This is a genomic window from Dactylosporangium fulvum, from assembly GCF_025137375.1.
In the GTDB taxonomy this organism is placed as follows: Bacteria; Actinomycetota; Actinomycetes; order Mycobacteriales; family Micromonosporaceae; genus Dactylosporangium; species Dactylosporangium fulvum.
The window spans coordinates 7,547,606-7,562,021 of sequence record NZ_CP073720.1; the positions used below are offsets into that span (position 1 = coordinate 7,547,606).

Below are 14,416 nucleotides of genomic sequence, written 5' to 3' on the forward strand. Positions count from 1 at the left end.
GCGCGCCGAGGCCGCTGTCCATGGTCCTTGCGTCATCGCAAGTGCTCCTGAGAGGGAAGAAGGGGGCTGGGGATGAGAAGTGATCAGGTCAACGCGCGGTGATGTTCGCTGCCGGTAGCACCTTCGCCGGCGGGGCTGCGCCCGGATAGCAGCGTCCAGATCTGCTCGACGTAGCCGCCGAAATTCGGATGGAGCTTCGAGTCGCGCGTGCGGGGCCACGGGATGTCGATGTCGATCGTGGCCGAGATGGTCGACCCCGGCCCCCGGCTACTGACAACGACGCGGTTGCCCAGCAGCACCGCCTCGTCGATCTGGTGCGTGATGAACAGCCCGGCCTTGTGCGAGCCGGTCCAGATGCGAAGCAACTCGGATTGCAGCGTCTCGCGGGTCTGGGCGTCCACCGACGCGAACGGTTCGTCAAACAGCAGAATGTTGGGATCCGCGGCCAGCGCGCGGGCCAGGTTGACACGCTGTTGCATGCCGCCGGAAAGCTGATATGGGTAGGACTTGGCGAAGTCCTGAAGCCCGACCATCTCGAGCATCTCGGCGGCGCGCTCGCGAGCCGGCCCCTTCTTGACGCCGTATGAGCGCAGGCCGTATGCGACATTGTCCTCGACCGTGATCCACGGCAGCAGGGCCGCCTTCTGGAACACGACGGCGCGGTCTCGTCCCGTTCCCTTGACCGGCCGGCCGTCCACCTCGAGCAAGCCGCTGCGATACGGCATGAGACCCGCGATGGCATTGAGGACGGTCGTCTTGCCACATCCACTCGGTCCGACGATGCACACCATCTCCGACCGGTGAATCTCAAAGGTCGCGCTCGCGACGGCAACAAATTGGTCGTCGCCTTTACCTCGCCCGGTGTACGCGACCGAGAGGTCGCGTGCGCGGACGCGTGGGGTGTTCTCCGGGACGTCCGCGTCGCCGCCGACGTCTGGCATCGTGTCACGCACGCGTTGTGGCGCGCTCATGACGTCACAGCTCGACGCGTCGCTCGGCCCCAGTCCACTGACTCGTTCGATGTGTACACGCAAACCGCCTCTCGCAGTCGACCGACGGTGGTCGCCGCTCCCAGGTCACGGGCTAGGCCCGTTTGTAACGACCAAGTTTCCCGGACATTAACAGACTGTCGCGCACAGCGCTACAGTGTTCCGCAAGGCGGAACTGTGCTATGGAGGTCTGCGTCCTACCATGCCTTTTACGCTTGCCGACCCTGCGAACAGTCGCCGGATCGACGCCAACGATGTCGAGCCCACAGGCTCGATCCCCGTACAGCGAGCGCATCGTCGGCGAGGGCTAAAGCCCCGACGAACCCCCATCGACCGCAAGGTCGGTCGCCGTGACCCAGCTCGACTCGTCCGAGGCAAGGAACAACGCAGCCGCTGCGACGTCGTCCACCGTGCCGAGGCGAGGCAGCATGTGCAGGCGCATCATGCTTTCACGCCATTGCGGGTCGGCGAGACGAGCTTCGGTCGCGGGAGTCGCCACCACACCCGGCGAGATCGAGTTGACCCGGACACCAAACCTCGCGCCCTCGAACGCCAGCTGCCGAGCAAAGGCAACGACCGCGGCCTTCGCCGACGAGTGCGCCAAACCAGGCAGAGGCTCGAGAACGCGGGCGGCCCCCAGGGAGGCGGTGCAGATGATCGAGCCCCGTCCGGCAGCCTTCATCACCGGCCACACTGCCTTGCAGGGGAGAAGTACCGGATCGAGCTCCTGCCGGAGACACGTCCAGAACATCTCCGGCGTCATTTCGTCGAACCACGCGAAGGTTGCCTTCGCGGCGTTGCAGTAGAGCACGTCAACTCGTCCGAACTCGTCCACCGCCAGGTCGACCAGTGCCTGGGCGGCCGAGGAAGTGGTCAGATCGCATCCGTCGAGCGCGACGATGGTTCCGCCGGCCGCGCGCACCCGCGCCACGGTGTCGTCATTTCGCCGCAGGTCACTGCCCACCACGATCGCGCCCTCGCGGGCAAAGGCCACCGCGGCGGCCTGGCCCTGGCCGCCGGCGGTGCCGGTGATGATGCAAACCTTTCCGGCCAACCGTCTTGCGCGTTGCCCGAATGCCTCCTGTGTCACGCTCATGCCTCCTCAATCCATCACGCGGTCGATGGATCCGAGCCCTTCGCCACAGTGCGCACGACGGCATCGATCTCGCTTTGAGCGGCTGGGCCAAGGTAGGCGGCGACAACCTCAGGATGCGACGTGACGGTGTGGGGGTCGGCTTGTACGATCGTTCGTCCGTAGTTGAGGACCAGCACCTGGTCGCACACGGACGTCACGAGCTCCATGTCATGCTCGATGAGCATCTGCGAGCAGATGCGCGCCTGCTGGACCGCCTCAATCGCAGCGGCGATCTCGTCGGTCTCGTGCGTGTTCAGTCCCGCCGCGGGCTCATCGAGCAGCAACAGCCTGGGCTGCATGGCCAGCGCGCGCGCCAACTCGACGCGCTTGCGCATGCCGTACGGCAGCGTGGTCACAGGTGCCGCCGCGACCCGCGAGAGACCAACGAGGTCGAGCACCTCGCGACACTGCTCACGGGCGACCCGGTCAGCACGACGGCTCCGCCCCAACCACAGCATGTCCTCGACGAACATCGTCCGTTCGAGATGATGGCGCCCGGTCAATACATTGTCCAGAACGGAGAGATCAGGGGTTATCTCGATGTTCTGGAATGTGCGCGCCACACCGTGGCGGGCCAGTTGGGTGGCAGGCAGCTTCAGCAGGTCCAGATACCCGCCATCCGGAGATCGGATCTGTATGGTGCCCGCGGACGGCTCGTAAATGCGGGAGATCACGTTGAGCAGCGAGGTCTTGCCGGCGCCGTTAGGGCCGACGATCCCGAGCACCTCCTGATGGCCGAGTGTGAAGCTCACGTCTGCGAGCACCTGCACACCGCCGAACGATAGCGACAAGCCCTCGCCGCGCAGGAACCACGGCGGCTGCATGGCCGGGTTCACTGATCCACCGCCTTGCGCCGGCGGGCCATGTGCCCGCCCAGATAGAGTGCAGCCAGATCGGAGCTCGATCGGAGCTCGTCAGGGGTGCCCTCGAACACCACTGTGCCCGCCTGCATCACATACACGCGCTGGGCAAGCGCCAGTGCGAGCGCAGCATCCTGCTCCACCAGTAGCATCGTCATTCCCGTATCGACCACGCGCTTGAGGACTTCGCGGACGCGCGTGAGCGCGACCGGTGCAAGTCCGAGGCTCGGCTCGTCCAGGACGAGCAGTGCGGGCTGCGCCATGAGCGCTCGTCCGATCGCGACCAACTGTTGCTGACCGCCGGAGAGAAGGCCGGCGATGCGCTGCGGATCGATGTCACCAGGCACGATCTCCCGCATGACGTCGGAGACGAGCTGCCGTCGGCGCGCCCGCCCGGCTGTTGTCGCTGCCCCGGTGAGCAGGTTCTCTTCGACCGTGAGGTCTTTGAACAGGCGCCGCCCCTCCATGACCTGGGCGATGCCGTCGCTCACCAGCGACTTCGCAGATCTGCGCACGATGGATCTGCCGCGGAAGAGGACGTCGCCGCGGGTGATGCGCGCACCGTATAGCGGCAGCAGTCCCGTCGCGGCCCGCAGCATTGTGGTCTTGCCGGCGCCGTTGGGGCCGAGGACGGCGACGACTTCGCCGCTGTCGACCCGGAGTGATAGGCCCTGCAACGCTGTGGCTCCGTGACGGTACGCAACCGACACTCCGTCAAGACTCAACATGCTTGACCCCATTTCGGCCTCATTCGCACCCGACGGTGCGTTCAGGGCCTGAACCCGTCAGCGACCGGCGACTGTTCGAACGGGGCAAGGATCCTCCAGCCACCCGGCGTGGACGATGACAGCTGCATCACGCCTGACGCGCCGTAGGGGGCGTTGGGGATGCCGGGAATGGAACCGAACGCGTAGTCGGTCGGCACCACGTCCGACCGGACTTTGAGCGTCCGGACCGTCTCTAGCAACCCTTCGCGGGTGAGTTTGTTGGCCTTCGATGCCGCCTGGAGGGCCTGGTACAACTCGTCCAGGCCGACCCAGGCGGTCAACCCCGCGATATCGCCCAGTGCGAGCGTCGGGAACGCGGCGTGGATGATGTCTCCGGCGGTCTTCGCCCCTGGCAGGCCGCTGGCGTAGACGGGCACAGTGTCCACTGCGAACACCCGGGTTTCGAACGTCTTCGCGGTGGGCAGCTTGAGATAGTCGTTCGACACCGCCGACCCGTGCACCAGGTACTCCCAGTCGGTGTTGCCCGTGCTATCGGCCTGGCCCACGATGCCGTTCGCCGCAATGTAGGTCGCGGCGACGTAGATGACGTCCGGGCGCGCTGCCTGCAGTTTCGCGACCTGGCCGGAGAAGTTCTGCTCGGTGCCGGTGAGCGGGACTGTCGCGACGAGCTCCAGTCCGAGCTTCGGGGCCGCGTACTGTATCGCAGCGAGGGCCGGCTTGCCGAGCGCGTCGTCCTGGTAGACAACGGCGACCCGGGCCTTCTCGTTGCCGGGCTGTTTGCGGTACCAGTCGAGCATGTTGATTGCCTCGTACTCGTACGGCGTGTATGTGGCGAAGACCGTCGGCGTCGTCGCGGATGTCCCGCCTCCCGGTGACATGACTACCACGCAATCCTTCGCGGCCTGCGGACCGAGCGCGTTGTTCGCTGGTGAGCCCAGGGAACTGGCGACGGCGAACACGTCTCCGGCGATGTTCTTGTACTGCTGGATTGCTTGCTGAGCATTGAACTGGTGGTCGCGGATCTCGAGTTCCACCTTGCGTCCGTCGATACCGCCGTGGTCGTTCACGTAGGCCCAGAAGGCCTGGTTGACCTGTGAGATGTTCACGCCGGCAGAGGCATAGGGACCGGACAGCGCGGTGAGCACACCGAGCTTGATGGTGTCGGCGGTGACGCCGGTGCTGGACCGGCAAGCCGCACTGGCGGTGTCGACAGTGTTGCTTCCCGCCTCGGTCGCACCGGAGCAGGCTGCGGTGAGTGTCGCCACGACAGCTATCGCTAGGCCGCCGCCGGACAGTCTGGGGAGCCTCATATGTTCCTCCTGACTTACGAAACCGCCCGGGATCGGGCTCGACAGATAGGCCGTGGGAAGCGGCGGACAAGGCCGACGAGACCCTGCGGTTCAAACGTGAGCACGACGATGAGTAGCAGGCCGTAGACGAGGTCAGCTGCCGCGCTCGGAGCCAGCCCATCGCCGGCCCCGGAGGCGGACACAAGCGGCAGATGCTCGCCAAACGCAAGAATGATCTCTGAGATGCCATACACGATCGCCGTTCCGACGACCGCGCCGAGGCTGGAGCCGAGTCCGCCGATCACAACGGCCGCGATCAGCTGCACCGAGATCGTGAGGCCGAACTGTTCGTAGCCGACGTGTCCCTGATGTCCTACCAACAGTGCCCCCGTGAGCCCGGCGAGGGCGGACGAGTACACAAACGCGTAGGTCCGGTAGCGCGACGGCGAGACACCGAGCACCCGGGCGGTCGTCGGCGAGTTCGCCAACACGCGCATCGCTCGCCCGGAGCGAGAGCGAGAAAGGTTGGTGGTCACAGCGGTCACGAGCAGCAGCGCAACGGCGGTGAACACAAAGTACCGCAACGGAGTGTCCAACGAAAGCCCGCCGATCTCGCGCGGACCGGGCTGCGTGCCTGAGACACCTCCGGTGACAGACGCCCAGTTCGTGAACACGTATTGCATGACAAAGACGAGGCCGAGCGTGGCCAGACCGAGATAGAAGCCTTTGAGACGCGCGGCTATCGGTGCGATGACCAGGCCGAGCACTGCGGAGCAAGCCATAGCCAGCAACACCGCGAAGACGAATGGGACACCCTGCCGGCCACTGAGGTAGGCACAGGAGTACGCGCCCACACCGACGAACGCCGAGGCACCGAGTGAGATGACCCGGCAGTAGCCGAACAGGACGTTGAGTCCATGCGCCGCGATCGCGAACATGGCCACCGTCGTCGCCGTTCGCAACACGGTGTCGTTCGCCGTTGTGGCGACCACCGCCAACGCGACCGCCAGTGACAGCCAGCCGGTGAGCGGTGCGCCTGACCGGCCACGCGAAGTCCGTGCGTTGACCGAAGTCGGCTCGAGCGCTGGCACCTCGGCACCGCGGGACTCACTCGACGACACGGCTGGCCTGGTCACACCCGCACAACCTCTCTACGACCGAGCAGACCCTCGGGCCGGATGATCAAAACGACGATCATGATGAGGTATGGCACGATCAGGTCGAACCCTGTGCCGAACGAATCCGGTTGGTACGACGCCGTAAGAGATTCCGCCAGACCGATGACGAGGCCGCCGACTACCGCACCGGACAGCGAGTCGACACCGCCGAGCACGACCGCCGGAAAGGCACGCAGCGCCCAGCCGTAGTTCTCCTGGCTCAGGGCATGGCCGGCGCCGGTCGACACGAGCACCCCGGCGATCGCGGCGAATCCTCCTGCGACCACCCACGCGATGGCCAGGTTGCGGCGCACTGAGATTCCCTGTGCCTCAGCCGCCTCGACATCCGAGGCGGCAGCACGCATGAAGAGGCCCCATCGCGTCCACCGGACGGCAGCACCCAGTGCGGCGAGGACGGCGCCGACGACGATAACGGAGACGATGGAAGCCGTCGCAACGTACGTGCCACCGATATTGACCGATCCGGAAAGATCATGGGTGATCGCTACGGTATGCAGTGACCAGTCGCTGTTGCTCGATATGCCGGCGCGAATCGCCACATCGGCGCCGAAGGTGGCCATGATGACGGCGTAGACGCCCGAGTTGTACAGCGGCACGGCGATGACCCGGTAGAGGATCCAGCCGACCGCCGCGACCACCACCGCCGCCTCGACCAATGCGGCGGCAAACGGTTGATTGAACGGCTCGCGGGTGAGGGCGTAGGTCACGTATCCGCCGAGCAGCAGGAGGGCGCCCTGGGAGAAGTTCAGCGTCCGCGCGGTGCGATAGACCAGGACGTAGCCGCTCGCGATCAAGGCGTAGATGGCGCCCACGAACAGGCCACCCGCCAACGCCTGCACTAGTTGCATGTTGCACACCTCCTACCGTTGTTCCGGAGAACCGAACGATATCCCATTGTGCAGAACTTGCCTAGACGCAACCGTCGCCCACGAACAGCACCCGGAATGTGCAGCCCGGCTCCTCCTCACGATCGAGGTCGCGGTCGACTTCTACCGCCGGCGCGTAGCAGCGAACCGAGCAGCGGGTGCCCGACGACGTCCTGGGCCACCGCGGCTGCCTCGACCGCACGATCGACGTCGATACCACTGTCTATTGGCGAGCCCTGCGTCCAGTACGCCAACTCCTCCGTGGCGATGTTCCCGCTGGCGCCTGGAGCGAACGGACACCCGCCTAGCCCGCCGACGGACGCATCGAACTTCCGGACACCCGCCAGCACCCCGGCCAGCACGTTCACTTGACCGCTCCCCCGGGTGTCATGCAGGTGCAATCCAATCTGGTCGGGCCGGACAAGTCGGCCGACATCCGATACCGCTGCTGCGAGCCGGGCCGGTGTCACGGTGCCGATGGTGTCCGCCAGACTGATCGCGTCTGCGCCGGCGCCGACAGCGGCGGCCACGATGTCGATGAGGCGCTGCGGGGGTGTCGGCCCGTCGAACGGGCAGTCCCACGCGGTGGCGACGATGACCTCGACGGTTCCGCCGGCCTCATGGATTTGCTCACATACCTCGCTCGTGGCCGCGAGGGCTTCACTCGTCTTCTTCCCCGCATTCGCGATGCTGTGACCGTCCGATGCGGAGATGACATACTCGACGTTGGCGATGCCCGCCGCAATGCTACGTTGAGCTCCGCGAGGGTTGGCGATCAGCGCCGACCAATGAATGTCGGGCCAGCGATTCAGGTGCTCGGCGAGCTGCGCCGCGTCGGCGAGCGCCGGCACGGCGCGTGGCGACACGAACGACGTCACTTCGACGCGGCGAATTCCCGTGGCGACGATCGCCTCAACCAGTCGCAGCTTTGCCTCAAGCGGAACGGGCGATTCAATCTGCAGACCGTCTCGAAGGCCGACCTCCCGCACGTCGAGCCGGACCGCTCGCAGATCTGACCAATGCATGGCTCTCCTCAGATCACGCGCTGCGCGACCAAACGCGCAACACGTTCCGGCGTAAGGCCCAGGAGCACACCGAAAACCTCGTCATTGTGCGAGCCAGGTGCCGGCGGGCCGGCCCAGCGCACGACACCCGCTGTAGCGGAGAGCTTCGGAACGACACCAGGGCCCAGAACGTCCACATCGAACTCTTCGTCATGGTGCGGGACAACCATCTCGCGCGCGTGAAACTGCGGGTCGGCAACCACATCGGCCGCCGTTGCCATGAGGGCGCACGCAACACCCACCTCGTCCAGGGTCTTCACCAGTTCGGCCGGCTCGTGTCCTCGCGCCCAGCCCGCGATGAGCTCATCGAGCTCGTCCTGGTTCTCGCCCCGCGCGGTGTGGGTGGCGAACCGTTCATCGTCCGCGAGCTCGGGCGAGCCCATCGCCGCACACAGCCGGCGGAACAGTGAATCCTGGTTGGCGGCAATGACTACCCATTGCCCGTTGGCCGCCTGGTAGATGTTCGAGGGGGCATTCTTGTCGAGGCGGGTGCCGCCCGGCTGGCGGATGACGGCACCCTGGTCGTAGTCCGGAATCATCGACTCGGTCAGCGCCAGGCACGCGTCGGTGAGCGCCACGTCGACCACCTGTCCTTCGCCCGTTCGGCTCCGCGCATGCAATGCGGCGAGGATTCCGTGGGCGGCGAACATGCCCGCCACCGAATCCCCGATGGACAACGCCATGCGGATCGGTGGCTGGTCGGGGTAGCCGTTGATGTAGCGCAGACCGGCGTGGGCCTCGGCGATGCTGGCATACCCGACACGGTGTGCGAAGGGGCCGGTTTGGCCGTAGCCGGAGACCCGCGCAAGGATGACCTTGGGGTTCGCCCGCTTGAGCTCGTCGTATCCGAGATTCCAGCGCTCGAGCGTTCCGGGTCGGAAGCTTTCGATGACAACGTCCGCCCGTTGCACCAGATCCAGGAAGAGTTGTCGACCCGGCTCCGGCCGAACGTCGAGCGTTATGCACCTCTTGTTGCGGGCGTGCACCGTCCAGAAGAAGCCACGTGCCGCCCGGTGGTATTGCCCCCACGAGCGCAAGGGGTCCGGCGCGCCAGGCAGCTCCACCTTGATCACGTCTGCGCCATGGTCGCCGAGCAAGCGCGCCGCGAACGGCCCTGCGACGAGGTTGCCGATCTCGATGACGCGGAGCCCGGTGAGTGCGCCACCAGCCGATTCAGACACTGGTCTCCTTCGTGCTTCGCCGGTCGTTCCGACATCGCTGACGGTACATCCGGCATCCAGTATCCGCAACGTTGTTCCGCTATAAGGAACAATCCGAGAACGCCTGGTCAACGAGGATCGGTCCGGTGCTGGTCGGTGCGGCATTCGACGCCGCCCGGACACGTCGGCACCAGGGTGTGGTGCCGGACCGTCGGTGAGGAACCGGTCATCGTCGCGATGACGGCGGTGGGAAGGTTCGGCCGATGACCCCCACACCCCCGGCTACCCGGCACCGACCAGCCCGGCCGGCAGGAGATTTCAAAAATGAAACCGGACCTCAAGGGCGTGGTGGTCCTTGACCCGGATGAGGCCGACAGGCCACAGCGGTATCAGGTCAGATTGGGAACATAGAACCAGGTGAACGGCGACCAGGGCAGGTTCCGCAGCACTGTTGCGTAGAGCAGGAAGAATGCCGCGTAGCCGATGGCGAGTTTGGTGCTGATGCGGAGCATCGGCAACTGGACGCCGAGGATCCAGCCGCCGGCCCACCACAGGTATGCGTAGGCGCCGATCGGCACGAGCAGCAGCGCCGCAAGGTGCATGCGGGCGGCGTCGATGAGGTCGCCGTGCAGCAGGTACCAGGTCATGCGGGTGATGCCGCAGGTCGGGCCGTCGATACCGAAGACCGCGTGCCACAGGCATGGGCCGGTGGGGTCGGCGACGCGATCGGTCGGGTTGTAGGCCAGCACATAGGCGAACCAGCCGGCGGGTAGCGTCAGCAGCCAGAGCGGGATGTAACGCACCCAGCCGGAACGGCGCCGCAGTGTGGGCGCGGTGTTCATGACTGCTCCCGCTGCGCGGTGTAGTGGCCTGCCTGTCCGATCGCCGCGATCACCTGTTCGGGGGTGACTCGGGCCGGGTCGAGGGTGACGGTGGTACGGCCGGTGCGCACGTTGGTGGCCGAGGCGCTGACGCCGGGAAGGTCTTCGAGGGTGTCGTCGATGAGCAGGCCGCAGCTGCCGCAGTGCATGCCCTCGACCTGGAAGGTGATGGTGGCCGTGGTGGGTGTGCCGTTCACGGAGGTGCCTTTCAGACGATGGTGAGGGTGCCGGTGTACATCCCCATGCCGCAGCTGTAGTGCAGCCGGCCAGAGGTGAGGGTGCCCAGATCGATGCTGGTGTCGCCACGGACGGGCAGGATGTACTGCCGGTCGCGGATGATGAACGAACGTACGCAGCCCTCGGCGTTGGCCGAGCGGATGATGAGCGTGGTGGGTATGCCGGCGGCGATCTGCAGGTTCGCTGGGCGGTAGGAGCCGGTGCGGGCGGTGACGATGACGGTCTGCCGTCCGCCGTCGGTGGAGACGGGTGGGGCATCGGCCGGGGCGAAGGTGGTGACGGGCTCGGGGCCGAGCCCGACGGCCTCGGCGACCCGGCTGGCCGCAAGGGGCGAGCCGGCCAGCTCGAGCCCGCCGTTCAGCGTGTACGCGCCGACGGCCAGGACGACGAGACCGGTCGCGGTGGCGAGCCGGCCTCGCCAGGCGGTGGCGGCCTTGCGGGCGGCGTAGCCGAGCAGCGTGAACAGCGGTGCGGTGCCGGCCACGAACACCGCCATGGTGGCCGCGCCCGCCCAGGGTGAGCCGGAGGTGAGGGCCAAGGCCTGCACGGACAGCGTGACCCCGCACGGGATCAGCACAGAGGCCAGGCCAAGCACCGCAGGGGCGAACAGGGACTGCGAACGGGCCCGTCCGCGCACGAACCGGCCCCACGAGGCCGGTGGGGTGACCGTGATGCCACGAAAGCCGGGCACCCCCAGCTGCGCCAGGCCGAACACGACGATCAGGACGCCGGCGACGATCTGTGCCACGGTGCGTAGCCCGACCGACAGTTGCACCGCGGCGCCCACGGCGCCGAGCGCCGCGCCCAGCAGTGTGTGAGAGACGAGCTTGCCGGCCAGAAATCCGCCGACCGGAACAAGGTCGTCGACCAGTCGGCCCCGCACCGAGCCCGGGGCGTCCGCGTTGGCGGGACGGGCCGTCGTTCGGCCAGTCGTGCTCGTGGTCGAGATCGGCACGCCGGGTGTGTCGGGTGCGGGAACCGGGCGTTGCCGGGCCACGAGACCGGCGAGCAGGCCGCCTTGCACGGCGGCGCAGGACACACCACCGGCGAACAGCCCGGTGGCCAGGACAGCAGCAAGATTTACCAACACAGCGCCTTTCGCGAAGAGGAAACCCATCGAGCAGCCGGCCGGTGGGCCGGGTGACGAGACACCTCCGAGCAAGATCACTTCGGAGGTATGGGTCTCCCCTATAGGCGCAACTGGCTGAGTTCGTGCAGCGATGCCGCATGCCGCAGCAGCGGCACACCGACGTGCGGCACGGTCGCGATCGGCATCGGGTAGCCGCTGCCGTCGGCAGCCGCCGGCGCCACCACGGCGAGCTTGGCGCCGACGGTCGGCGCTGGCTGACAGGTCTGCACATGGCCGGACGGTGCGCCCGCCGCGAGCATCGGGCACGGTACGACGGGCACCGGTACGCCGTCAGCCACCTGGCCTGCGGAGGAATCGCCCGGCGCGGGGTGCGGCACATCCATCGGCATGCTGGTCACCATGCCGCCCGCCTGGATGACCGGCATGCCGTCGCAGGCGGGGGCCACGGTGAGCGCCAGCGCAGCGAGAAGCGCCGCGAAGATGGCCAACGGCAACACCGGACGCCGCAGCCATGCGACTGCGGTACCGGCGGCCAGGCGTGTCACGGCGCACAGCATACGACCACGTCGGCCCCGGACGGCAGCCGGTGAGATGCCACCGGACAGGCCCGGGGCGATCGGAAACACCGCCGTCCACGCCGGTGTTCTTGGCGTGGACGGCGGTCGTAGGCCTACTGGATGGTCTGGACGGTGCTGAATCGGCGCAGGCGCAGGCTGTTGGCGACCACGAACACGGAGGAAAACGCCATCGCGGCACCAGCGATCATCGGGTTGAGCATCCCGGCCGCCGCCAGGGGCAGGGCGGCGACGTTGTAGGCGAACGCCCAGAACAGGTTGCTCTTGATGATCCGTAGGGTGCGCCGGGACAGCCGGATCGCGTCGACGGCGGCCATGAGGTCGCCGCGGACGAGGGTGAGGTCGGAGGCCTCGATGGCGACATCAGTGCCGGTGCCCATGGCCAGGCCGAGGTCGGCTTGGGCGAGCGCGGCGGCGTCGTTGACGCCGTCGCCGACCATCGCGACAACCTTGCCTTCCGCCTGCAGGCGTTTGACCACGTCGACCTTGTCGGCGGGCAGCACCTCGGCGATCACGTCGTCGATGCCTACCTCGGTGGCCACAGCGCGGGCGACGGTGGTGTTGTCCCCGGTCAACAGGACCGGGGACAGGCCGAGGCGGCGCAGCGCGGCGATGGCCTGCCGGCTTGACGGCTTGACCACGTCGGCCACGGCGAGGACTCCGCGGGCGGTGCCGTCCCATCCGGCCACGATCGCGGTCCGCCCGGCAGCCTGGGCTGCGGTCACGGCCTGCTCGACCTCGTCGGGAACGTCGAGGCCGTGCTGGCGCAGCAACTGCACCCGGCCGACCACGACGTCCCGGTCGCCGACGGCGCCGCGTACGCCAAGGCCCTCCACGTTGGCGAAGCCGGCCACCGCGGGCAGCGTGCCGAGGTCGGCGCCGGCGCGGACGATGGCTTGGGCGATCGGGTGTTCCGAGGCGGCCTCGACCGCCGCGGCCAGACGCACCAGCTCGTCCGGGTCCTGCCCGTCAGCGGGTGTGATGTCGACGAGGGTCATCCGGCCGGTCGTGACGGTGCCGGTCTTGTCCAGCACGACGGTGTCGACGCGGCGGGTGGATTCGAGCACCTCGGGGCCTTTGATGAGGATGCCGAGCTGGGCGCCGCGGCCGGTGCCGACCAGCAGTGCGGTCGGCGTGGCCAGCCCGAGGGCGCACGGGCAGGCGATGATGAGCACGGCGACGGCGGCGGTGAACGCGGCGGTCCACCCGGCGCCGGTGCCGACCCACCAGCCCAATGCGGCCACGGCCAGGGCGATGACGATCGGCACGAATACCCCGGAGATCCGGTCCGCCAGCCGCTGCACGGCGGCCTTGCCGGTCTGTGCCTGCTCGACCAGCTTGGCCATCTGCGCCAGCTGGGTGTCCGACCCGACCCGGGTCGCGCGCACGATCAGCCGGCCGCCGGCGTTGACGGTCGCGCCGACCACGGCGTCACCGGGACCGACCTCGACCGGCATGCTCTCGCCGGTGAGCATGCTCTGGTCCACCGCGGAGGATCCGTCCTCGACGACACCGTCGGTGGCGATCTTCTCCCCGGGCCGTACGACGAACTGGTCACCGACGGTCAGCTGCGACACAGGGATGCGAACCTCGCCGCCGTCGCGGAGCACGGCTACGTCCTTGGCGCCGAGCTCGAGCAGTGCCCGCAGTGCGGCACCGGCGCGGCGCTTGGAGCGGGCCTCGAAGTAGCGGCCGGCCAGGATGAATGTGGTCACGCCTGCGGCTGCCTCGAGGTAAATGGCTCCGGCGCCATCGGTACGGCCGATGTCGAGGCTGAACGGGTGTGTCATGCCCGGCAGTCCGGCGGTGCCGAAGAACAGTGCCCACAGCGACCAGCCGAACGCGGCGATCGTGCCCAGGGAGACGAGGGTGTCCATGGTGGCGGCGCCGTGGCGCAGGTTCGTCCACGCGGCCCTGTGGAACGGCAGGCCGCCGTAGACGACGACCGGGGCGGCCAGGGTCAGCGACAGCCACTGCCAGGAGGTGAACTGCCACGCCGGCACCATCGCCAGCACGACCACGGGGATGCTGAGCGCTACGGATACCCACAGCCGTGTCCGCACCGCACGGAGCTCGTCGGTGGCCGGGTCCCGCGTCGGGTCTTCGGTGTGCTCGGGTGGGCGGGGCAGGGCCGCGGTGTAGCCGGTCTTCTCCACCGTGGCGATCAGGTCCTGCGCGGTGACGTCGCCGTCGACGGTGACGGTGGCCTTCTCGGTGGCGTAGTTGACGGTGGCGGTGACACCGTCCATGCGGTTGAGCTTCTTCTCGATGCGTGAGGCGCAGGAGGCGCACGTCATGCCGCCGATCTCCAGTTCGATCCGGAGCGGGGACGTGGGCAGCGTCTTGATCGATGCCATCGTGTTC

At 67.6% G+C, this 14,416-nt stretch carries 14 protein-coding genes; all 14 read right to left on the minus strand.

Features of this window, described 5'->3' with window-relative positions:
- Nucleotides 1–83 precede the first annotated feature (83 nt).
- The 14 genes from Dfulv_RS34535 to Dfulv_RS34600 all read right to left on the minus strand — a co-directional run bounded on the left by Dfulv_RS34535 (nucleotide 84) and on the right by Dfulv_RS34600 (nucleotide 14,409).
- Nucleotides 84–971, minus strand: a complete 888-nt coding sequence (locus Dfulv_RS34535) for an ABC transporter ATP-binding protein (RefSeq protein ID WP_259858010.1) — start codon at nucleotides 969–971, stop codon at nucleotides 84–86.
- Nucleotides 972–1,296: 325 nt separating this feature from the next.
- The gene (locus Dfulv_RS34540; RefSeq protein WP_259858011.1) at nucleotides 1,297–2,085 is read right to left on the minus strand and encodes an SDR family NAD(P)-dependent oxidoreductase; all 789 of its coding nucleotides are present in this window, start codon (nucleotides 2,083–2,085) and stop codon (nucleotides 1,297–1,299) included.
- Nucleotides 2,086–2,099: 14 nt separating this feature from the next.
- The gene (locus Dfulv_RS34545) at nucleotides 2,100–2,960 is read right to left on the minus strand and encodes an ABC transporter ATP-binding protein (RefSeq protein WP_259858012.1); all 861 of its coding nucleotides are present in this window, start codon (nucleotides 2,958–2,960) and stop codon (nucleotides 2,100–2,102) included.
- A complete protein-coding gene (locus Dfulv_RS34550; RefSeq protein WP_259858013.1) occupies nucleotides 2,957–3,712 on the minus strand; it encodes an ABC transporter ATP-binding protein in 756 nt (251 codons plus the stop codon). Before Dfulv_RS34550 ends, Dfulv_RS34545 begins: the two co-directional genes overlap by 4 nt.
- Nucleotides 3,713–3,753: 41 nt before the next feature.
- The gene (locus tag Dfulv_RS34555; protein ID WP_259858014.1) at nucleotides 3,754–4,977 is read right to left on the minus strand and encodes an ABC transporter substrate-binding protein; all 1,224 of its coding nucleotides are present in this window, start codon (nucleotides 4,975–4,977) and stop codon (nucleotides 3,754–3,756) included.
- A gap of 59 nt (nucleotides 4,978–5,036) precedes the next feature.
- Complete coding sequence (locus Dfulv_RS34560) at nucleotides 5,037–6,092, minus strand: branched-chain amino acid ABC transporter permease (protein WP_259858015.1); 1,056 nt, start codon at nucleotides 6,090–6,092, stop codon at nucleotides 5,037–5,039.
- A 41-nt stretch (nucleotides 6,093–6,133) separates the two neighbouring features.
- Nucleotides 6,134–7,027: a branched-chain amino acid ABC transporter permease gene (locus Dfulv_RS34565; RefSeq protein WP_259858016.1), complete on the minus strand. Its 894-nt coding sequence runs from the start codon at nucleotides 7,025–7,027 to the stop codon at nucleotides 6,134–6,136.
- Between the two features lie 116 nt (nucleotides 7,028–7,143).
- Nucleotides 7,144–8,070: a hydroxymethylglutaryl-CoA lyase gene (locus tag Dfulv_RS34570; RefSeq protein ID WP_259858017.1), complete on the minus strand. Its 927-nt coding sequence runs from the start codon at nucleotides 8,068–8,070 to the stop codon at nucleotides 7,144–7,146.
- A gap of 8 nt (nucleotides 8,071–8,078) precedes the next feature.
- Entirely contained in the window at nucleotides 8,079–9,290 is a 1,212-nt protein-coding gene (locus Dfulv_RS34575) for a CaiB/BaiF CoA transferase family protein (protein WP_259858018.1), read from the minus strand.
- Nucleotides 9,291–9,658: 368 nt separating this feature from the next.
- Complete coding sequence (locus Dfulv_RS34580; protein ID WP_259858019.1) at nucleotides 9,659–10,111, minus strand: DUF2752 domain-containing protein; 453 nt, start codon at nucleotides 10,109–10,111, stop codon at nucleotides 9,659–9,661.
- A complete protein-coding gene (locus tag Dfulv_RS34585) occupies nucleotides 10,108–10,347 on the minus strand; it encodes a heavy-metal-associated domain-containing protein (protein ID WP_259858020.1) in 240 nt (79 codons plus the stop codon). The genes Dfulv_RS34580 and Dfulv_RS34585 overlap by 4 nt, the downstream gene beginning before the upstream one ends.
- An 11-nt stretch (nucleotides 10,348–10,358) precedes the next feature.
- The gene (locus Dfulv_RS34590; protein WP_259858021.1) at nucleotides 10,359–11,555 is read right to left on the minus strand and encodes a sulfite exporter TauE/SafE family protein; all 1,197 of its coding nucleotides are present in this window, start codon (nucleotides 11,553–11,555) and stop codon (nucleotides 10,359–10,361) included.
- A 20-nt stretch (nucleotides 11,556–11,575) separates the two neighbouring features.
- Complete coding sequence (locus tag Dfulv_RS34595; protein ID WP_259858022.1) at nucleotides 11,576–12,022, minus strand: hypothetical protein; 447 nt, start codon at nucleotides 12,020–12,022, stop codon at nucleotides 11,576–11,578.
- 125 nt (nucleotides 12,023–12,147) lie between these two features.
- Nucleotides 12,148–14,409 carry a heavy metal translocating P-type ATPase gene (locus Dfulv_RS34600; RefSeq protein WP_259858023.1) on the minus strand — a complete coding sequence of 754 codons (2,262 nt, stop codon included), beginning with the start codon at nucleotides 14,407–14,409 and terminating at the stop codon, nucleotides 12,148–12,150.
- Nucleotides 14,410–14,416: the final 7 nt, after the last annotated feature.